This window comes from Pseudomonas sp. FJ2-5-13 (assembly GCF_029201605.1).
GTDB lineage: Bacteria > Pseudomonadota > Gammaproteobacteria > Pseudomonadales > Pseudomonadaceae > Aquipseudomonas > Aquipseudomonas lactis.
Map to the genome: position 1 here is coordinate 5,453,704 of NZ_CP104045.1, position 20,783 is coordinate 5,474,486.

Annotated in this window: 19 protein-coding genes; 13 read left to right on the plus strand and 6 right to left on the minus strand. The window is 60.0% G+C overall.

Annotated features, from left to right (window positions below):
- Positions 1-54: 54 nt before the first annotated feature.
- Entirely contained in the window at positions 55-1,203 is a 1,149-nt protein-coding gene (locus N2A98_RS24240; RefSeq protein WP_032895048.1) for an iron-containing alcohol dehydrogenase, read from the minus strand.
- Positions 1,204-1,416: 213 nt separating this feature from the next.
- On the opposite strand from N2A98_RS24240, the gene N2A98_RS24245 reads away from it, so the two are divergent.
- Positions 1,417-2,391 (plus strand): alpha/beta hydrolase family protein, encoded by a 975-nt coding sequence (locus N2A98_RS24245; RefSeq protein WP_078803929.1) that lies wholly within the window; start codon positions 1,417-1,419, stop codon positions 2,389-2,391.
- A 76-nt stretch (positions 2,392-2,467) separates the two neighbouring features.
- On the opposite strand, the gene N2A98_RS24250 is transcribed toward N2A98_RS24245, so the two are convergent.
- Genes N2A98_RS24250 through N2A98_RS24260 form a run of 3 tightly spaced genes read right to left on the minus strand, consistent with a single transcriptional unit; the run spans position 2,468 to position 4,933 of the window.
- Positions 2,468-3,235, minus strand: coding sequence for a TerB family tellurite resistance protein (locus tag N2A98_RS24250; RefSeq protein WP_047711911.1), 768 nt, complete (start codon positions 3,233-3,235; stop codon positions 2,468-2,470).
- A 1-nt stretch (position 3,236) separates the two neighbouring features.
- Positions 3,237-3,911: an N-acetylmuramate alpha-1-phosphate uridylyltransferase MurU gene (gene murU / locus N2A98_RS24255; protein WP_275622739.1), complete on the minus strand. Its 675-nt coding sequence runs from the start codon at positions 3,909-3,911 to the stop codon at positions 3,237-3,239.
- Positions 3,908-4,933: a phosphotransferase gene (locus tag N2A98_RS24260; protein WP_275622740.1), complete on the minus strand. Its 1,026-nt coding sequence runs from the start codon at positions 4,931-4,933 to the stop codon at positions 3,908-3,910. The genes murU and N2A98_RS24260 overlap by 4 nt, the downstream gene beginning before the upstream one ends.
- A 130-nt stretch (positions 4,934-5,063) precedes the next feature.
- On the opposite strand from N2A98_RS24260, the gene N2A98_RS24265 reads away from it, so the two are divergent.
- The 11 genes from N2A98_RS24265 to N2A98_RS24315 all read left to right on the plus strand — a co-directional run bounded on the left by N2A98_RS24265 (position 5,064) and on the right by N2A98_RS24315 (position 19,185).
- Positions 5,064-7,841, plus strand: a complete 2,778-nt coding sequence (locus tag N2A98_RS24265) for an LPS-assembly protein LptD (protein ID WP_137204218.1) — start codon at positions 5,064-5,066, stop codon at positions 7,839-7,841.
- On the plus strand, positions 7,822-9,156 hold the full coding sequence (locus N2A98_RS24270) for a peptidylprolyl isomerase (protein ID WP_138762894.1): 1,335 nt from the start codon (positions 7,822-7,824) through the stop codon (positions 9,154-9,156). The genes N2A98_RS24265 and N2A98_RS24270 overlap by 20 nt, the downstream gene beginning before the upstream one ends.
- Positions 9,153-10,142: a 4-hydroxythreonine-4-phosphate dehydrogenase PdxA gene (gene pdxA / locus N2A98_RS24275; protein WP_003194722.1), complete on the plus strand. Its 990-nt coding sequence runs from the start codon at positions 9,153-9,155 to the stop codon at positions 10,140-10,142. The genes N2A98_RS24270 and pdxA overlap by 4 nt, the downstream gene beginning before the upstream one ends.
- Positions 10,139-10,951, plus strand: a complete 813-nt coding sequence (gene rsmA / locus N2A98_RS24280; RefSeq protein WP_003194724.1) for a 16S rRNA (adenine(1518)-N(6)/adenine(1519)-N(6))-dimethyltransferase RsmA — start codon at positions 10,139-10,141, stop codon at positions 10,949-10,951. The genes pdxA and rsmA overlap by 4 nt, the downstream gene beginning before the upstream one ends.
- A gap of 212 nt (positions 10,952-11,163) precedes the next feature.
- A complete protein-coding gene (apaG, locus tag N2A98_RS24285; RefSeq protein WP_044269452.1) occupies positions 11,164-11,544 on the plus strand; it encodes a Co2+/Mg2+ efflux protein ApaG in 381 nt (126 codons plus the stop codon).
- Positions 11,544-12,395, plus strand: a complete 852-nt coding sequence (locus tag N2A98_RS24290) for a symmetrical bis(5'-nucleosyl)-tetraphosphatase (RefSeq protein ID WP_057710300.1) — start codon at positions 11,544-11,546, stop codon at positions 12,393-12,395. Before apaG ends, N2A98_RS24290 begins: the two co-directional genes overlap by 1 nt.
- Before the next feature lie 9 nt (positions 12,396-12,404).
- Positions 12,405-12,734, plus strand: coding sequence for a thiosulfate sulfurtransferase GlpE (gene glpE / locus N2A98_RS24295; protein WP_032895035.1), 330 nt, complete (start codon positions 12,405-12,407; stop codon positions 12,732-12,734).
- 285 nt (positions 12,735-13,019) lie between these two features.
- A complete protein-coding gene (locus tag N2A98_RS24300) occupies positions 13,020-14,942 on the plus strand; it encodes a PrkA family serine protein kinase (RefSeq protein ID WP_003194732.1) in 1,923 nt (640 codons plus the stop codon).
- A 113-nt stretch (positions 14,943-15,055) separates the two neighbouring features.
- Positions 15,056-16,327 carry a YeaH/YhbH family protein gene (locus N2A98_RS24305; RefSeq protein WP_003194735.1) on the plus strand — a complete coding sequence of 424 codons (1,272 nt, stop codon included), beginning with the start codon at positions 15,056-15,058 and terminating at the stop codon, positions 16,325-16,327.
- Positions 16,324-17,889: a SpoVR family protein gene (locus N2A98_RS24310; protein WP_003194736.1), complete on the plus strand. Its 1,566-nt coding sequence runs from the start codon at positions 16,324-16,326 to the stop codon at positions 17,887-17,889. The genes N2A98_RS24305 and N2A98_RS24310 overlap by 4 nt, the downstream gene beginning before the upstream one ends.
- 63 nt (positions 17,890-17,952) lie before the next feature.
- Positions 17,953-19,185: a multifunctional CCA addition/repair protein gene (locus N2A98_RS24315; RefSeq protein ID WP_044269457.1), complete on the plus strand. Its 1,233-nt coding sequence runs from the start codon at positions 17,953-17,955 to the stop codon at positions 19,183-19,185.
- Between the two features lie 72 nt (positions 19,186-19,257).
- Here N2A98_RS24315 and folK read toward each other — a convergent pair whose 3' ends face one another.
- The gene (folK, locus tag N2A98_RS24320; RefSeq protein ID WP_044269459.1) at positions 19,258-19,776 is read right to left on the minus strand and encodes a 2-amino-4-hydroxy-6-hydroxymethyldihydropteridine diphosphokinase; all 519 of its coding nucleotides are present in this window, start codon (positions 19,774-19,776) and stop codon (positions 19,258-19,260) included.
- Positions 19,767-20,120, minus strand: a complete 354-nt coding sequence (gene folB / locus N2A98_RS24325; protein ID WP_032895029.1) for a dihydroneopterin aldolase — start codon at positions 20,118-20,120, stop codon at positions 19,767-19,769. The genes folK and folB overlap by 10 nt, the downstream gene beginning before the upstream one ends.
- A gap of 74 nt (positions 20,121-20,194) precedes the next feature.
- Here folB and plsY point away from each other — a divergent pair, with 74 nt between their 5' ends.
- Positions 20,195-20,764, plus strand: a complete 570-nt coding sequence (gene plsY / locus N2A98_RS24330; protein ID WP_047711922.1) for a glycerol-3-phosphate 1-O-acyltransferase PlsY — start codon at positions 20,195-20,197, stop codon at positions 20,762-20,764.
- Positions 20,765-20,783: the final 19 nt, after the last annotated feature.

Genomic DNA, 20,783 nt, shown 5'->3' on the forward strand with positions numbered 1-20,783 from the left:
GCGCGCATTGTATACCTCATGCTTTGCTGCGCGCACCGTGACCTATCTCAACGGTTAGTAAGCTGCCCGGTAGATTTTTTCGATATCGGCGGCGCTGAGCTTGCGCGGGTTGTTGCGCATCAAGCGTTCAATGCCTGCAGCTTCGCTGGCCATGGCCGGGATGGCGTCCTCGGGCACGCCGAAACTGCGCAGGCCGGACGGGATCTCCACTGCCGCACACAGTCGTGTCATCGCCTCTACCGCCTGGTCGGCAGCGTCATTCACGCTCAGCCCGGCGATATTGACGCCCATGGCCTGGGCAATGTCCTGCATGCGCTCGACGCAGGCCAACTTGTTCCAGTGCATGACATACGGCAACAACAGCGCGTTGCTTACGCCATGGGCAATGTTGAAGCGCCCACCCAACGGGTACGCCAGCGCATGCACGGCACCGACGCCCGCGTTGCCAAAGGCCATGCCGGCCATCAGGCTGGCGGTGGCCATGTCGTCACGGGCCTGCAGGTTCGCCGGGTTGGCGTAAGCCTTGGGCAACGCGCTGGCAATCAATTTGATCGCACCGATGGCCAAGGCGTCGGTAATCGGCGAAGCATTCAGCGACAGGTAGGACTCGATGGCATGCACCAAGGCGTCCACGCCACTGGCGGCCGTGACACCGCGTGGGCAGGTCAGGGTCATTTGCGGGCTGATCAGCGCGACATCCGGCAGCAAGTAATCGCTGACGATGCCTTTTTTCAGCTGTGCCGCCTTGTCGGACAGTATCGCTACATTGGTCACCTCCGAGCCGGTGCCGGCCGTGGTGGGGATGGCGATCAACGGCGGGCCTTTGCGCGGCACCTGATCAACGCCGAACAGGTCCGCCAGCGCGCCGTGATAACCGGCATAGGCCGCCACGCTCTTGGCGATGTCGATGGCACTACCGCCACCCACACCGATCAGGCCGTCATGCCCGCCTTCGCGGTAAGCACGCATGCAGTCTTCGACGATGGCAATCTCCGGGTCGGGCAGCACGCGGTCGAAAATTTCGTAGGCTCGATCGCCCAGGTGCTCCAGGGCCAGCGCCACGGTGCCGGACTGGACCAACGCGGCGTCGGTGACGATCAGCGGGTTATCCACATCCAGGCGCGTGAGTTCGGCAGCCAGTTGTTCTATGGCACCTGCGCCGGTCAGCAGTTTGTGGGCGATCTTGAATGAGGAAGTACTCATGTGCGCGGCCTCTTATGAATGATGGGCTGGCACAAGAATAGCCGCCCCTGGCGTGTTGTCTGCCATTCATTGGTTGAATGGTCGCGCCACGCCCATCAAGGCAGCGTGCAAACCGCCGATAGCCTGTTGGTAGCGAGAACCGCGCCTCATACCCCTGACAAATACCGACCAACCCATTAGGCTGCTGGAATCACTTCTGGCCGGGAATCAACGATGCTTTTTCTTCACCGTTCGGCACTGCCAGCATGGTGCCTGTCACTTCTGTTTACCAGCGCACTGCCTGTCCAGGCCGAGGATGCGCCCTCGCCTGCCATCGAAAAGCCGGCTGAACGCCAGCCCTTACCCGAGCGTAGCCAGCAAGAAGCCAATGCGCTCGAGCGCCAGGTGCCGCAGCAGGAGCAACAGCAATTGCAGGCGGGTAGCGATTCGTTCCTGGCGCTGTGGAAACCTGCCAACAGCGCCGAAGCCGAGGGTGTGGTGATCCTCATACCAGGTGCTGGGGAGAACGCGGACTGGCCGCAGGCCATCGCGCCTCTGCGGCGCAAGCTGCCGAACGCCGCCTGGGGCAGCCTCAGCCTGTCACTGCCTGATGTCAGTGTGGACACCCTGCCGCCACGGGTCATCGAACCGCCGACAGCGACGGTCGATACCAGCAGCAAGGAAGGCAGCACCGCAGCCAAGCCGGTCGAACAGGCCGCCAGTGCCGAGGCCGAAGGCACTGACCCGGCGGTGGTGCCAGGGGCGGATGAGCAGGACAAGACCGACGCCAAGCGCATCTTCGACCGTATCGACGCCGCCGTCGCCTTCGCCCAGACCCAAAACGCCCGCAGCGTGGTGTTGCTCGGCCATGGCACCGGCGCCTGGTGGGCGGCACGCTACCTGAGCGAGAAACAACCTTCTCAAGTGCAGAGGTTGGTGATGGTAGCCGGCAAGACGCCTGCGGCTCGCCAACCGGACCTGCAGCAACTGGCGCCGGCTTTGAAGGTGCCCACGGCGGATGTGTTCTATCAAGAGGGCGCTCAGGATCGCAAAAACGCTCAGGAACGACTTCAGGCAGCCAAGCGCTCGAAGAATGACGGCTATAAGCAGGTGTCGCTCACGGCGTTGCCCGGTAATAGCGCGGCGCAGCAAGAGCAGTTGTACCGCAGGGTTCGCGGGTGGTTGAGCCCGCAGGGCGGCGCAGACTGACACTCCGCTATCGGGGGCAACATCGCTCCTACAATTAGGGCTTGCCACTGCCACATAAAGTTGAGTGGCGATGGCCTCAGCGAAAATCCCGACGCTCACGAATCAACGCATAGGCGTTATGCAATTCACGGGTTCGCTCGGTCGCCTCACGCACTTGCGCGGGGCTGGCACCCGTGCCGGCGATCTTGTCCGGATGGTGGCGGCTGAGCAGGCGGCGGTAGGCGCGCTTGATCACCGAAGGCTCAGTGGTTGCCGTCACCCCCAAAATACGCAATGCCTCCTGATAGGCACCGCCACGATTGGCCAGTGGCTTGCGCTCCGGTGCGTAATCGCTCGCCAATGCCTGTAGCTGTTGCGGCGTCCAGCCCAACCACTTGCCCCACTGGTCGATCAAGTCGCGCTCGGCAGCATCCGCCCGACCGTCCGCCCACGCCATGCGCCAACAGGCGCGCAGCACGCCTTCCGCCGCATGGGGCTGCGTCTTGAGCACCCGCAGGTAACTGCGCACCCGGTCGCTGCCGGACTTGCCACGGTTGAAGGCGCTGATCGCGCGGCGCTGGGCCGGCTCAGTCATGTCCAGTGCGCGCATTTCCTGGCGCGCTTGCTGGATATGCCCATCGACTACCCGGCCATTACTCTTGGCCAAGCGCCCCAGCAGCACAAACAACAGTTCATCGTTGCGCAAGGCCGGGCGCCCACCCAGGCGTTCACGCAGTTGCGCCCAACTGTGCAATTGCAGGCGGCGGTCCAGCGCCTGCCCCAGCAATGCCCCCAACAAAGCCCCCGGAATACTGGCAATGGCAAAGCCAGCCCCGGCGCCGATCAGCGTCCCTGGCCACAACATCCTACTGCCCCGCTGTCAGCAAGGTTTCGACCTGGGCCAGTCGCTCCAGTGTCCCTACATCCACCCAGCGTCCTGCCATGTGCTCCCCCGTTACCAAACCTTTGGCCATGGCCTCGCGCAACAGCGGGGCCAGTTTGAAGGCACCGGCGCTGCAACCCGCGAACAATTTAGGGTCGAGCACTGAAATGCCACTGAAGGTCAGGTTATCGGCACCGGGCGCGGCATCATGAAGCACGCCGTGATCCAGGTAGAAATCCCCGCCCGACGGGTGGTGCGCAGGGTTGTCGACCATCACCAAGTGCGCCAGGCCCCGGATCGGCTGCTTGAGCTGGGTGAAATCGTAGTCCGTCCAGATATCGCCATTGACCACCAGAAACGGTTCGTCACCCAGCAGCGGCAACGCCTGGAATATCCCGCCCCCCGTTTCCAGCGGTTCACCCTCTGGCGAGTAGCTGATGCGCAGACCAAACTGGGCGCCGTCGCCCAAGTAGTTTTCAATCTGCTGACCAAGCCATGCGTGGTTGATCACGATCTCGGTAAAGCCGGCCTTCGCCAAGGCTTCAAGGTGATACTCGATCAGCCGCTTGCCGCCGGCTTGCACCAGCGGCTTGGGCGTATGCAGGGTGAGCGGACGCATGCGTTCGCCCTTTCCCGCCGCCAGGATCATCGCCTTCATACGCTGGCCTCGACAGGTTCGCGCAGGCTGGCGAGTAACTCGCCCAGGTCACTCAACTCAGGTCGGTCGGCCAGCACCGCTTCTATATAAGCAAAGAAACGCGGCACGTCGGCCAGGTAGCGTGGCTTGCCGTCGCGATGGCAGATACGCGAAAAGATGCCGATGACCTTGAGGTGACGCTGCACGCCCATCAGGTCGCTGGCACGCAGGAACTCTTCAAAGCCGTCCTGCACGGGAATCCCCAGCTGCCCGGCACGCTGCCAATAGCCACGCTGCCATTCGCGCACGCGGGCCTGGGGCCAACTGAGGAAGGCGTCCTTGAACAGGCAGGTAATGTCGTAGGTCACCGGCCCGTAGACCGCGTCCTGGAAATCCAGCACGCCAGGGCTCGGCTCACTGATCATCAGGTTGCGCGGCATGTAGTCGCGGTGCACCAGCACCTTGGGCTGGGCCAGGGCGCTGTCGATCAACTGCTGGCTGGCGCGTTGCCAAAGGGCCTGTTGCTCAGCATCGAGGTCGATGCCCAGGTGACGACGCACGTACCATTCCGGGAACAATTCCAGCTCGCGACGCAATAAGGCCACGTCATAGCTGGGCAACGGCGCATCCATCGGCAATTGCTGGAAAGCCAACAGCGCGTCGATAGCATCGGCAAATAATTGGTCGGCGTTTTCACCGTCAATCACGTCCAAATAGGTTTTTGTGCCCAGGTCATTGAGCAAAAGAAAGCCTCGGGGCAAATCTTCTGCATAAATTTTTGGCACATTTATTCCCGATTTCGCGAGCAAATGCGCGATATCGACGAAAGGTTTGCAGTTTTCCTGGGGGGGTGGCGCGTCCATGACGACGAACGTATGGGCACCGCCCTCCCATCGGAAGTAACGCCTGAAACTCGCGTCGCTGCTGGCCGCGGTCAATGTGGCCGGGGGCACGGGGCCCCAGTCCTGAGCGTTGAAGAGGATCGGCAACTGCTCATCCAGCCAGACTTCCAGCTGTTGTAAACGTAGATCGTGCTCGGGCATTACAAGGGTCTCCGACGGCGCTAGCCGTCAAGCGGGGCATGCTTTATTATCACGCATCTTTTTCAGACCATCGAGAGGCGTGCGGCCCAAACCGCGGGCAGATGGCACGCAGGAAGCCCGGACTAATAAGATGGCATTGAAATCCCCCGCGTTTCGTAGAAAATTTCCGTTGCTGGTAACCGGCAGTCTGCTGGCCTTGCAACCTTTCGCCACCTCATTCGTGGTCGCCGCGGAACAGTATGACTGCTCAGTCTCTGCTTCGGGTGCCTGGGATTGCGCGCCGAAGACGGCCGCCGCCCCATTGCCACCGCGCCCGGTGCATGACGGCGCTGCCGTCAGCTCGGCCAACAGCACGCCGCAAGGCAAAGCTGGCGGCAGCGTCGACGCCGAGCCCAAGACCATGCTGGTCACCGAGTCCAAGGGCCGTGGCCTGCGTTCGCGCAGTGCCGACTACAGCCACCTGGACTGGGTACCTCGCGACAAGCTGACTGCAGCACAGTTGGCCGAAACCGGCCCTTACTGCGGCGGCGCGTACATCGAGCCGACTCGTCCTGGCATGAACGACAAGACGAACAAGAGCGATGCACCGACCTTCATCGGCGCCAAGGCCTCGCGTTACGAGCAGGAGCAGCAGGTCGCTACCCTGGCCGGTGACGTGGTCATGCGCCAAGGCAGCATGCAACTGGAGGCGGACGAAGCCAGCCTGTACCAGGCCGAGAACCGTGGCGAACTGAACGGCAAAGTGCGCCTGCGCGACAACGGCGCCCTGATCGTGGGTGACCACGCCCAGGTCCAGCTCGACACCGGTGCTGCCCAGATCGACAACGCCGAATACGTGATGCATAAGTCGCGCATTCGCGGTAACGCGCTGTACGCCAAGCGTGCAGAGAACGCGATCATCCGTCTCAAGGACGGTACGTACACCACCTGCGAGCCGGACAGCAACGCCTGGCAGCTCAAGGGCAACAACATCACGTTGAACCCGGCCACCGGTTTCGGTACGGCGACCAACGCGACGTTGCGGGTCAAGAACATCCCGATCCTGTACACCCCGTACATCTACTTCCCGATCGACGACCGTCGCCAATCCGGTTTCCTGCCGCCGAGCTTCAGCACCGGTAGCGAGACTGGCTTTACGCTGGTAACGCCGTACTACTTCAACCTGGCACCGAACTACGATGCCACGTTGTACCCGCAATACATGACCAAGCGTGGCTTGTTGATGGAGGGCGAATTCCGCTATCTGACCAAGTCGAGTGAAGGGCAGTTTGGTGGGGCTTACCTCAACGATGATAACGATGAGCGGAAGAACCAGACCGATTACGAAAAGACCCGCTATATGCTCAATTGGCAGCATAAGGGTGGGTTGGATTCGCGTCTGACGTCGCAGGTGGATTACACCCGGATCAGCGATCCTTATTACTTCCAGGATTTGAAGTCGTTTGAGGAAGGGGTTGAGAGCCAGGATGCTCTGAACCAGCAGGGATCTTTGACGTATCGGGGCGACTCTTATCAAGCCCGCTTGAATGTCCAGGCTTATCAGCTGGCGACAATCACTCAAATCACACCGTATGACCGGTTGCCGCAGCTCACGCTGAATGGCCAACTGCCATTTCATCCGGGCGGCCTGGACTTCAGTTATGAAACCGAAGCCGTACGCTTTGATCGAGACTTGGAGAACGGTAACTTTACCGACGAAAACGGCTTGGTTTCGCGTCGCCTCGATACCAACGTTACTGGCTTGACCCGTGCAAACGGCACTCGTCTGAACCTTGCGCCAGCTGTTTCTTATCCGATGAACTGGTCCTACGGCTTCTTGACGCCGAAGTTGAAGTACGTTTATACCAAGTACGATCTTGACCTTGATGGTACGGGCAAGAGCCAAATGGCTGCCGGAGGTCAAACCTTCGAAAGCTCACAGGATCGTGCAGTACCTATCGCCAGCATCGACAGCGGCCTGTACTTCGACCGTAAAACCAATTGGTTCGGTAAAGACTACAACCAGACCCTCGAACCTCGTGCGTTCTACCTCTACGTACCGAATAAAGACCAGACCGAGATTCCTGTCTTCGACACCAGCGAGAACTCGTTCAGCTACTCCTCGCTGTTCCGGGATAACCGCTTCAGCGGCTCCGACCGTATCGGCGACGAGAACAAGCTGTCCTTTGGTCTCACCAGCCGATGGATTGAAGAGAACGGTTTCGAACGTCAACGCGCTTCCATCGGCCAAGCGGTGTACTTCAAGGATCGTGAAGTTCAATTGCCTGGCATCGACGCCAAGACACGTGATGACGCTCACTCGAACGTATCTCCTGTCGCACTGGAGTACGAGTTCCGCTTCAACCGCGACTGGCGCGCCACGGCCGACTACAACTGGGATACCGAAAGCCATAGCCCTCGCTCCGGCAGCGCGATGTTCCACTATCAGCCGGAAGACAACCCGAACAAGGTCGTCAACCTGGGCTACCGCTATCGCAACGACCAGGTTGTCTACAACCAGCTGACCGGCAAATGGCAGTTCGGCGGTGACTTTGGCAGCCCGGGCCAAGAGAACTACGTGAAGGATTACTACAAAATCCAACAACACGACTTCTCGATGATGTGGCCGATCATTCCCCAGTGGAACCTGATCACCCGCTGGCAGTACGACTATGCCCGCAACCGCACCCTGGAAGCCTTCGGCGGTTTCGAGTACGACAACTGCTGCTGGAAACTGCGCGTCATCAACCGTTACTGGGTTTCCAACGACGAATATACGCAGATCGCCCCTCAGAACGAAAAGGGTGACCACGGGCTCTTCTTCCAGATCGTCCTTAAAGGACTCGGCGGCCTGACCGGCGCCAAGGTAGAGAGCTTCCTCGACAAAGGCATTGAAGGTTATCGTGAACGTGAAGACAAAGCTTTCTGAGTGTTTGCGCCCGCTAGTGCTGGGCGCGCTGTTCCTGGGTACTGTTTCGGCACACGCCGCGGTTCAACAGCTGGATAAAGTCGCGGCCATCGTCGACAACGACGTGATCATGCAGAGCCAGCTGGACCAACGGGTCAAGGAAGTTCAGCAAACCATCGCCAAGCGTGGCGGTGGTGTGCCACCGAGCAGCGTCCTGGAACCCCAGGTGCTGGAGCGTCTGATCGTCGAAAACCTGCAATTGCAGATTGGCGACCGTTCCGGCATCCGTATTTCGGACGAAGAACTGAACCAGGCCGTTGGCACCATTGCTCAGCGTAACAACATGAGCATTGATCAGTTCCGCGCCGCCCTGGCTCACGATGGCTTGTCCTATGAGGACGCCCGTGACCAGATCAAGCGTGAAATGATCATCAGCCGTGTGCGCCAGCGCCGTGTGGCCGAGCGGGTTCAGGTGTCCGAGCAGGAAGTGAAGAACTTCCTGGCCTCGGACCTGGGCAAGATGCAGCTCTCCGAAGAACTGCACTTGGCCAATATCCTGATTCCTACCCCGGACGCAGCCAACTCTGAGCAGCTCAATGCTGCCGCCGCTAAAACCCAGGCGATCTACGAGCGTCTGAAAGCGGGTGCAGACTTTGCCCAGATGGCTATTGCTCAGTCCGGCAGCGACAACGCCCTTGAAGGCGGTGACATGGGCTGGCGTAAAGCCGCTCAATTGCCACCTCCGTTTGATCGCGAATTGAGCGCTATGGAAGTCGGCGGCATTACCCAGCCAGCACGCACTCCGGGTGGTTTCATCATCCTGAAGTTGCTGGAACGCCGCGGCGGCGAAACTTCGTTGAAAGACGAAGTCCATGTTCGTCACATCCTGGTCAAACCGAGCGAAATCCGCACCGAGGCCCAAACCAAGGAACTGGCACAGAAGATCTATGACCGCATTGAAAGCGGTGAAGACTTCGCCACCCTGGCCAAAAGCTTCTCGGAAGATCCAGGTTCTGCCCTTAACGGTGGCGACCTGAACTGGATCGACCCGAAAGCCCTGGTGCCTGAGTTCCAGCAGGTTATGGCCGAGACGCCACAAGGCGTATTGTCCAAGCCCTTCAAGACTCAGTACGGCTGGCATGTCCTGGAAGTGCTTGGCCGTCGCGCCACGGACAACACCACCCAGGCCCGCGAGCAACAAGCCCTGACCGTGTTGCGTAACCGCAAATACGACGAAGAGCTGCAAACCTGGCTGCGTCAGATCCGTGACGAAGCGTATGTAGAGAACAAGCTGCCAGGCGCCGAGCAAACAGGCACCGACCAGGCACCCCAGTGAAACCCCAGCGTTTCGCGGTGACACCCGGCGAGCCAGCCGGCATTGGTCCAGACCTGTGCCTGCTGCTCGCCTCGCAACCCCAGCCACACCCCCTGATTGCCATTACCAGCCGCGACCTGCTCCTTGAGCGGGCCGCGCAGCTGGGTGTGGCCGTCAACCTGCTGGACGTGGCGCCGGGCAACTGGCCCGACCTGCCGGCCCCCGCCGGTAGCCTGTATGTGTGGGACACCCCGCTGCAGGCCAAGGTGGTGGCCGGGCAGTTGAACACGGCCAACGCGGCATTTGTGCTAGAGACGCTGACCCGTGCGGGCCAAGGCTGCATCGACGGCGACTTTGCCGGCATGATCACCGCCCCCGTGCACAAAGGCGTGATCAACGAATCCGGCATTGCCTTTTCCGGCCATACCGAATTCCTCGCCGAACTGACCCATACCGCCCAAGTAGTGATGATGCTCGCCACCCGCGGCCTGCGCGTGGCCCTGGTGACCACCCACTTGCCGCTGCGTGAAATCGCCGATGCCATCACTGCCGAGCGTGTGGAGCGTGTCACGCGCATCCTGCACAGCGACCTGCAACACAAATTCGGCATTGCCCAACCGCGCATCCTGGTCTGTGGGCTCAACCCCCACGCCGGTGAAGGCGGCCACTTGGGCCATGAAGAAATCGACATCATTGAACCGACATTAGAGCGCCTGCGCCAAGAAGGCATGGACCTACGCGGCCCATTGCCTGCAGACACTCTGTTTACCCCCAAATATCTGGAGCACTGCGACGCAGTGCTGGCGATGTACCACGACCAGGGGCTGCCCGTGCTGAAATACAAAGGCTTCGGCGCCGCAGTCAACGTGACACTGGGCCTGCCGATTATCCGCACCTCCGTCGACCATGGCACTGCCCTGGACCTCGCAGGCAGCGGCAAGATCGATACCGGCAGCCTGCACGTGGCCCTGGAAACCGCCTATCAGATGGCCGAGACCCGTATATGACTGAGCATTACCAACACCGGGCGCGCAAGCGCTTCGGGCAAAACTTCCTGCACGACGCTGGCGTGATCGATCGCATCCTGCGCTCCATTCATGCCAAGCCTGAAGACCGCCTGCTGGAAATCGGTCCGGGCCAGGGCGCGCTGACCCAAGGCTTGCTGGCCAGCGGTGGGCAACTGGACGTGGTGGAACTGGACAAGGACTTGATCCCGATCCTCAACCAGCAGTTCGCTGGCAAAGCCAACTTCAACCTGCACCAGGGCGACGCGCTGAAGTTCGACTTCAATAGCCTTAACGCTGCGCCTAACAGCCTGCGGGTAGTCGGCAACCTGCCCTACAACATTTCCACGCCGCTGATTTTCCACCTGCTGAACAACGCAGGGATCATCCGCGACATGCACTTCATGCTGCAAAAGGAAGTGGTGGAGCGCCTGGCCGCGGGCCCTGGCGGTGGTGACTGGGGCCGCTTGTCGATCATGGTCCAGTATCACTGCCGCGTAGAGCACCTGTTCAACGTCGGCCCGGGCGCGTTCAACCCACCGCCGAAGGTCGATTCAGCCATCGTGCGCCTGGTGCCGCATGCCGTGCTGCCGCACCCGGCCAAGGATCACAAACTGCTGGAGCGTGTGGTACGCGAAGCGTTTAACCAACGCCGCAAGACCCTGCGTAACACCCTCAAGGCCCTGCTGAGCAACGCCGAGATCGAAGCCGCCGGCGTCGACGGCGGCCTGCGCCCCGAGCAACTGGACCTGGCCGCGTTCGTGCGCCTGGCTGACCAGCTTGCCATCCAGCCAGCGCCAACAGCGGAATAAGGTTCAACACCCTCCAATGTGGGAGCGGGCTTGCTCGCGAATGCGGTGTGTCAGTCAACATTTTCGTCACTGATACACCGCATTCGCGAGCAAGCCCGCTCCCACAGGTTTTAACCGCGTTTCAAGAGCCCAGACAGCATGTCTGGCCTAGTGCCCTCCTCTTGGCCTAGACTGACCCGCATCTGCTGTCCTTCGCTTTTAAGGCCTCTTGCATGTCCGATCCTCGTTATCAGATCGACGTCAGCGTCGTCACCCGCTTCCTGGCGGACCAATCGCAACCCGAACATAACCGCTTCGCCTTTGCCTACACCATTACAGTGAAGAACAACGGGCTGGTGCCGGCCAAGCTGCTGTCGCGCCACTGGATCATCACCGATGGCGACGGCCAGGTTGAGGAAGTGCGCGGGGCAGGCGTTGTCGGCCAACAGCCGTTGATCGACGCCGGCACCAGCCACACTTATAGCAGCGGCACGGTGATGACTTCCAAGGTCGGCACCATGCAAGGCTCGTATCAGATGAAGGCCACCGACGGCCAACTGTTCGATGCAATCATCAAGCCCTTCCGCCTGGCCGTACCAGGAGCCCTGCACTGATGGCGACGTACGCGGTCGGCGACCTGCAAGGCTGCCTGGACCCTCTCAAGCGCCTGCTGGAGCGCGTAGCCTTCGACCCGGCAAATGATCGCCTGTGGCTGGTAGGCGACTTGGTCAACCGCGGCCCGCAGTCCCTGGAAACCCTGCGCTACCTCTATAGCCTGCGTGATTCTCTGGTCTGCGTGCTGGGCAACCATGACCTGCACTTGCTTGCGGCCGGCAACAATATCGAGCGCCTCAAAAAAGGCGACACCCTGCGGGAAATCCTCGAAGCCCCAGACCGTGCTCAATTGCTCGACTGGCTGCGCCGGCAAAAACTCATGCACTACGATGAAGGCCGCAACATGGCCTTGGTGCATGCCGGTATCCCGCCCCAGTGGACGTTGAAAAAAGCCCTCAAATGCGCTGCCGAAGTTGAAACTGCGTTGGCCGATGACAACCTGTACACCGCTTACCTCGACGGCATGTACGGCAACGACCCGGTGAAGTGGGACAACGACCTCACGGGCGTGGCCCGCCTGCGAGTCATCACCAACTACTTTACGCGGATGCGCTTCTGCACGGCCGAAGGCAAACTGGACCTCAAGAGCAAGGAAGGCGCCGACACCGCCCTTCCCGGCTACAAGCCCTGGTTCGCCTACAAGGAACGCAAGACCCGTGACACAAAGATCATCTTTGGCCACTGGGCCGCGCTGGAAGGCAAATGCGATGAGCCCGGCGTGTTCGCCCTCGACACCGGTTGCGTGTGGGGCGGTGCCATGACCCTGATGAACATCGACACGGGCGAACGTCTCGACTGCCAGTGCGAATCGCCCCTTTCCATTACCCAGACGGCCGCCGCCAAGCCCTAGGAGCCCGCCATGACCGAATTCAAACGTATCCCTCCCCAAGAAGCCCAGGCCCTGCGTGAGCAAGGTGCTGTAGTCGTCGACATCCGCGACCAGCCTACTTATGCCGCCGCTCACATCACCGGCGCCCAGCATTTGGACAACGTCAACATCGCCGACTTCATCCGCGCCGCTGACCTCGATGCGCCGCTGATCGTCGCCTGCTACCACGGCAATTCCAGCCAGAGCGCAGCCGCGTATCTGATCAGCCAGGGTTTCTCCGACGTCTATAGCCTGGACGGCGGGTTTGAGCTGTGGCGTGCGACCTTTCCTGCGGAAATTTCTTCAGGCGATTCGCAATAATTTTTTTCACACCCCGCTACCCCGCGTGACGCTTGGGCTTGCGCCGTTTCTGACGAACGGCGCAGCCAAACTAATTGCGCATCGCGCCTTGACCTCCCGGATTCCGAACTATCCTTAAGCGCAGGCCATCCGAATCAGGGGAGAGCCGGTACACCGGCGTACGGGTCATCGGTAGCGTTTCAGGGTGTTCTGGGGGGAAAACAGCCATTGGCGTGCGTCAATGACTGCCAGCATCGACTGATTGATCCGGCGTCGGCTCCACGTATCGAGCGAGGTGACGACGTCATGAGTATCTTTAGCCACTTCCAACAACGCTTCGCGTCCACACAGCAGGAAGAACTCACGCTTCAGGAGTATCTCGAGCTGTGCAAACAGGACCGCAGCACCTACGCCTCTGCCGCCGAACGCCTGCTACTGGCGATTGGCGAGCCAGAACTGGTGGAAACCGCCAATAATTCGCGCCTGTCGCGGATATTTTCCAACAAGGTGATCCGCCGCTATCCGGCCTTTGAAGACTTCCATGGGATGGAAGAATGCATCGACCAGATCGTTTCCTACTTCCGCCATGCCGCCCAAGGCCTGGAAGAGAAGAAGCAGATCCTCTATCTGCTCGGCCCGGTCGGCGGCGGCAAGTCGTCCCTGGCGGAAAAGCTCAAGCAATTGATCGAGAAGGTGCCCTTCTATGCGATCAAGGGCTCGCCCGTCTTCGAGTCGCCCCTGGGCCTGTTCAACGCCACGGAAGATGGCGCAATCCTGGAGGAAGACTTTGGCATACCGCGGCGCTACCTCAACACCATCATGTCGCCCTGGGCCACCAAGCGCCTGGCCGAGTTCGGTGGTGATATCAGCCAGTTCCGCGTGGTGAAACTCTACCCGTCGATCCTCAACCAGATCGGCGTGGCCAAGACCGAACCCGGCGATGAAAACAACCAGGACATTTCGGCACTGGTGGGTAAGGTCGATATCCGCAAACTGGAAGAATTCCCGCAGAACGATGCCGATGCCTACAGCTATTCGGGCGCATTGTGCCGGGCCAACCAGGGCCTGATGGAGTTCGTGGAGATGTTCAAGGCACCGATCAAGGTGCTGCACCCACTGCTCACCGCTACCCAGGAAGGCAACTACAACAGTACTGAAGGCCTGGGGGCGATTCCGTTTACCGGGATCCTGCTGGCCCACTCCAACGAATCGGAATGGCATACCTTCCGCAACAACAAGAACAACGAAGCCTTCATCGACCGGATCTATATCGTCAAGGTGCCGTACTGCCTGCGGGTCAGCGACGAAATCAAGATCTACGACAAACTGCTGTTCAACAGTTCCCTGGCCAAGGCCCATTGCGCGCCCGACACCTTGAAGATGCTTGCCCAGTTCACCGTGCTGTCGCGCCTCAAGGAGCCGGAGAACTCCAATATCTATTCGAAGATGCGCGTCTACGATGGCGAAAACCTCAAGGACACCGATCCCAAGGCCAAGTCGATCCAGGAGTACCGTGACACAGCCGGTGTGGACGAGGGCATGAACGGTCTGTCGACGCGCTTTGCGTTCAAGATCCTGTCCAAAGTTTTCAACTTCGACCCTCACGAGATCGCCGCCAACCCGGTGCACTTGCTCTATGTGCTTGAGCAGCAGATTGAACAGGAGCAGTTCCAAGCCGAAACCCGTGAGCGCTACCTGCGCTTCCTCAAGGAATACCTGGCGCCGCGCTACATCGAGTTCATCGGCAAGGAAATCCAGACCGCTTACCTGGAGTCTTACAGCGAGTACGGCCAGAACATCTTCGACCGCTACGTGCTGTACGCCGACTTCTGGATTCAGGACCAGGAATACCGCGACCCGGAAACCGGCGAAATCCTCAACCGCGTGGCCCTCAACGAAGAGCTGGAAAAGATCGAGAAACCCGCCGGCATCAGCAATCCGAAGGATTTCCGCAACGAAATCGTCAACTTCGTACTGCGTGCCCGTGCCAACAACAACGGCAAGAACCCCACTTGGCTCAGCTACGAGAAGCTGCGGGTGGTCATCGAGAAGAAAATGTTCTCCAACACCGAGGACCTGCTGCCCGTTATCAGCTTCAACGCCAAGGCCAGCAAGGAGGATCAGCAAAAACACAACGACTTCGTCACACGCATGGTCGAGCGAGGCTACACCGACAAACAGGTACGGCTGCTCTCCGAGTGGTACCTGCGGGTTCGCAAATCGCAGTAAGGCAGCGGCAAGCGCGCACTGCCAGGCATCCGGCCTGGCATGCGACCGCTTGTCCCTAAGCTTCCAGCTCGCGGCTTGAAGCTTGTAACGTGAAGCTGCCCGGAGGGCTCCCTATGAGCTATGTGATCGACCGACGCCTCAATGGCAAGAACAAGAGCACGGTAAACCGTCAGCGTTTCCTGCGGCGTTACCGTGACCACATCAAAAAGGCGGTAGAAGAGGCCGTCAGCCGCCGTTCCATCACCGACATGGAGCATGGCGAACAAATCAGCATTCCCGGCAGGGACATCGATGAACCGGTGCTTCACCATGGTCGCGGCGGCAAACAGACCGTGGTACACCCCGGCAACAAGGAATTCACCACCGGCGAACATATCCAGCGCCCACAAGGCGGCGGCGGTGGCAAAGGCCCGGGCAAGGCCGGCAACTCTGGCGAAGGCATGGATGAATTCGTGTTCCAGATCACCCAGGAAGAATTTCTCGAATTCATGTTCGAAGACCTGGAACTGCCCAACCTGGTCAAGCGCAACCTCACCGGCACCGACACCTTCAAGACCGTACGCGCAGGCATCAGCAACGAGGGCAACCCTTCGCGCATCAATATCATCCGTACCCTGCGTTCAGCCCATGCCCGGCGCATCGCCCTGTCCGGTAGCAGCCGCGCCAAACTCAAGCAGGCCAAGGAAGAGTTGGCACGCTTGAAGCGCGAAGAACCGGACAACTTCGGCGATATCCAGGAAATTGAGGCCGAAATCGAAAAACTCAGCGCGCGCATTCACCGCGTGCCGTTCCTCGATACCTTTGACTTGAAGTACAACCTGCTGGTCAAGCAACCCAACCCCAGCTCCAAGGCGGTGATGTTCTGCCTGATGGACGTTTCCGGCTCCATGACCCAGGCCACCAAGGACATCGCCAAGCGCTTCTTTATCCTGCTTTACCTGTTTCTGAAACGGAACTACGACAAGATTGACGTAGTGTTCATCCGCCATCACACCAGCGCCCGGGAAGTGGACGAAGAGGAGTTTTTCTACTCGCGGGAGACCGGCGGCACCATCGTTTCCAGTGCACTGAAGCTGATGCAGGAGATCATGGCCGAGCGCTACCCCGCCAACGAGTGGAACATCTACGCCGCCCAAGCCTCAGACGGCGATAACTGGAACGACGACTCGCCGATCTGCCGGGATATTTTGATCAACCAGATCATGCCGTTCGTGCAGTACTACACTTACGTCGAAATCACCCCCCGTGAGCACCAGGCCCTGTGGTTCGAATACGAGCGCATCGGCGAAGCCTTTGCCGATACGTTCGCCCAGCAGCAACTGGTCTCGGCCGGCGATATCTACCCGGTCTTCCGTGAACTCTTCCAGCGCAGGTTAGTGACATGACCGCCAAAAAAGAGAACAAGCGCCAACCCATTTCCACCGGCTCCGAGTGGACCTTTGAACTGATCCAGGCCTATGACCGGGAAATCAGCCGCATCGCGGCAGGTTATGCCCTGGACACCTACCCCAACCAGATAGAAGTCATCACCGCTGAACAGATGATGGATGCCTATGCCTCGGTGGGCATGCCGCTGGGCTATCACCATTGGTCCTACGGGAAACACTTCCTCAGCACCGAGAAGTCCTACACCCGTGGCCAGATGGGCCTGGCCTACGAGATCGTGATCAACTCCGACCCGTGCATCGCGTACCTGATGGAAGAAAACACCATCTGCATGCAGGCGCTGGTAGTGGCCCATGCCTGCTATGGGCATAACAGTTTCTTCAAGGGCAACTACCTGTTTCGCACCTGGACCGATGCCAGTTCGATCATCGATTACCTGGTGTTCGCCAAGCAATACATCATGCAGTGCGAGGAGCGCCACGGTATCGATGCGGTGGAAGACCTGTTGGACTCCTGCCATGCGCTGATGAATTACGGGGTCGATCGCTATAAGCGCCCCTATCCTATTTCCGCCGAAGAGGAGCGCCTGCGCCAGAAGGAACGCGAGGAGCACCTGCAGAAACAGATCAACGACCTGTGGCGCACCATCCCCAAGCGCGCCGACAAGAACAGCGACAAGGACAATGCACGCTTCCCCGCCGAACCGCAGGAAAACATCCTGTACTTCCTGGAAAAACACGCACCGCTGCTGGAACCCTGGCAGCGTGAAATCGTGCGCATCGTACGCAAGATCGCGCAATATTTTTATCCCCAGCGCCAAACCCAGGTGATGAACGAAGGCTGGGCTACCTTCTGGCATTACACCCTGATGAACGACCTGTACGACGAAGGCCTGGTCACTGACGGCTTTATGATGGAGTTCCTCACGTCCCACACCAGCGTGGTCTTCCAACCAGGCTTCGATAGCCCGTATTACAACGGCATCAACCCCTATGCGCTGGGTTTTGCCATGTATCGCGATATTCGCCGTATGTGCGAGCACCCCACAGAGGAAGACCGCCGCTGGTTCCCGGAAATCGCCGGCAGCGACTGGCTATCGACCATCAAGTTCGCCATGAGCAGCTTCAAGGATGAGAGTTTTATCCTGCAGTACCTGTCGCCCCAGGTGATTCGCGACCTCAAGCTGTTCAGCATCCTGGACGACGACCTCAAGGATGACCTGGTGGTGCCTGCCATCCACGACGAACCCGGCTACCGCATCATTCGCGAAACCCTGGCCGCGCAATACAACCTGGGTAACCGCGAGCCTAACGTGCAGATCTACAGCATCGACGTGCGTGGCGACCGTTCGCTGACCCTGCGTCACCAGCAGCACGACCGCAAACCCTTGGGCGAATCCACCGAGGAAGTGCTCAAGCACCTGCATCGGCTCTGGGGTTTTGATATTCATCTGGAAACCCTGCAGGGCGACCAGGTGATGAAAACCCACCATGTGCCACCGCGCAGCGATCATAACGACAACGACTACGGCCGCTTGGACATGGCCGTCGTTCATCTCTGAAACAGCAAAGCCTCCATTGGCCAGGCTCAGGCGTTATCCTGTGCCGCTAATGGAGGCTTTTTCATGAAAATCTACAAAGTCGGCGGCGCCGTACGTGATCGCCTTCTGGGCATCGAGGTCACCGATATAGACCGCGTCGTCGTTGGCGCGACGGCCGAAGAGATGCTCGCCAAAGGTTATAAACCGGTGGGCGCTGATTTCCCGGTATTTCTCGACCCGAAGAACGGTGACGAATACGCCCTCGCTCGCACCGAACGCAAGAATGGCCGGGGTTACGGCGGCTTTATATTCCATGCGAGCCCCGACGTTACGCTGGAAGAAGACCTGATCCGGCGTGACCTGACCATCAATGCCATGGCGGAGGACGACGAAGGTAATCTGACTGACCCTTACCACGGCCAACGCGACCTTGAAGCGCGTATATTGCGGCATGTTTCTCCCGCGTTCGCCGAAGATCCCCTCCGCGTCTTGCGCGTTGCACGCTTCGCCGCGCGCTATGCGCCTCTGGGCTTCACAGTCGCCCCTGAGACCCTGGCGTTAATGCGCCAACTCAGTGAGTCCGGCGAGCTGGAGGCCCTTACCCCCGAGCGCAGCTGGAAGGAAATCTCACGGGCGCTGATGGAAGCTCAACCCCAGGTATTCATCCAAGTGCTGCGTGACTGCGACGCGCTGAAAACCTTGATGCCGGAAGTGAATGCGCTGTTCGGCGTGCCGCAGCCCGCAGCGCATCACCCGGAAATAGACACCGGCGTGCACACCTTGAGCGTGCTGGAGCAGGCCGCCCTGCACAAGCAACCGCTGAGCGTGCGCTGGGCCTGCCTGCTGCATGATTTGGGCAAAGGCCTGACGCCTGTGGATAAGTTGCCGCAGCATATTGCCCACGAGCAACGCGGCCTGAAGCTGATCAAAGCGGTGAACGAGCGTTTCAAGGTGCCGAAGGATTGCCAGGAGTTGGCCCTGCTGGTGGGGCAATATCATACCCATGGGCATCGTGCGCTGGAGCTCAAGGCCTCGACATTGCTGGAGTTGCTGCAAAGCTTCGACGTGTACCGTCGGCCGCAACGCTTTGAAGAGTTCGTGGCGGCCTGCGAAATGGACGCTCGGGGCCGCCAGGGTTTTGAGCAACGCAGTTATCCACAGGCCGATTATTTGCGCGCAGCGGCAAAGGCCGCACGCGAAGTGCCGGTAGCGCCACTGCTGGAAAAAGGCTTCAAAGGCCCCGAACTGGGCGAGGCGCTCAAGCGCGAACGACTAAACGCATTGAAAGCCTACAAGGAACAGCAAAAGCCCCTGTAGGAGCGAGCTTGCTCGCGAAGAACCTCAACGATGACGTAGCGCCCTCAGGTTTTTCGCGAGCAAGCTCGGCGCCTACAAAAGAGCTAGCGGCGTGAGTGGCTGCCCCTGCCACTCGAACGCCACAGGTGCCAGCACCTGATCAATCTGCGCGTCTCGCCACAACTGGGCCATCGTCTTGCCGGCCTCAGGATGCATACGCTGCGGCGCCATCATCGACAGCGGCCACAACACAAAGGCGTTTTTCAGAATTTCGGCTCGCGGCAGGACCAAGCCATCAAAATCGCCCACCAGATCGCCATACAACAACACATCGATATCCAGCGGCAGGCCTTTGCGGTCGGGCGCGTAGCGGCCATTGTCGGCCTCGATGGATTTCAAGCGGCGATCCAATTCCATCAACGGCAGGTCGGTATAAGCCGACACCACCAGATTGAAAAACGGCCCGCTCTTGATACCCACCGGCTGGCTTTCGAACACCGCTGAACAGCGCATATCCGTCAAAAAGCCCGCCAACGCATCCAAGCCGGCGCATAAACGAGCCTCGCGCTCGATATTGCTGCCAAGCCCGAGGTAAACCTGAGTCAACGACATCCGCGCTCGATCTCCACGCCCACGCCCTTGGCAGCCGGTACCGCGCCGGGCTTGGTCAACTTGAGGTGCAGCCAGGGAATCTGGAATTCACTCATCAGCACTTCGGCCAGGCGCTCGGCAAAGGTTTCCACCAACTGGTACTGGGACTGCTCGGCAAAGGCCTGGATACGCGCAGACACCCTGGCGTAATCCAGTGCCAGGGTCAGGTCATCACCGGCCGCGGCTGGGCGATTATCCCAGGCGAAGCTCAGGTCCAAGCGCAGGCATTGCCGGATTCCGCGCTCCCAGTCGTAAGCCCCGATCACGGTGTCGACTTCCAGGCCTTCGATAAACACTCTGTCCAAGCACTTTTCTCCGCAGCACGACAAGGGCGCGATGCCCCGTTAGAATCAGGGCGTCCTCGCCCGGAATAGTTAGCATGTTTTGGTCACTGGCGATTTTCGCCTACCTGCTCGGCTCGCTGTCCTTCGCCATTTTGCTCAGCCGCTTGACGGGAAATCCCGACCCGCGAATGAGTGGCTCAGGCAATGCCGGCGCCACCAATATGTTGCGCCTGGCCGGCAAGAAACTCGCCGTCCTGACCTTGCTGGGCGACCTGTGCAAGGGCCTGCTGCCCGTGCTGATCGCCAGCCTCGTCGGCCTTAGCTTGCAACAGCAAGCCTGGGTGGGCCTATGTGCCGTCTTGGGCCACCTGTTCCCGTTGTACTTCCGCTTTCGCGGCGGCAAGGGCGTCGCCACGGCGGCCGGCATGCTGCTGGGCATTTACCTCCCTGCGGCGTTACTGGCCATGCTCGCCTGGCTACTGACGTTCTACCTGACCCGCACCAGCTCGCTGGCCGCGCTGATTGCTACGCCACTGACCCTACCGCTGCTGGCCTGGCAGGAACCGCAAGCACTGGTGCCGATGAGCGTACTGACACTGCTGATCGTCTGGCGTCACCGCGGCAATCTACGCGACCTGTTTGCCGGGCGCGAACGGCATTTTTAAATACCCCGCCTGGGCCCGG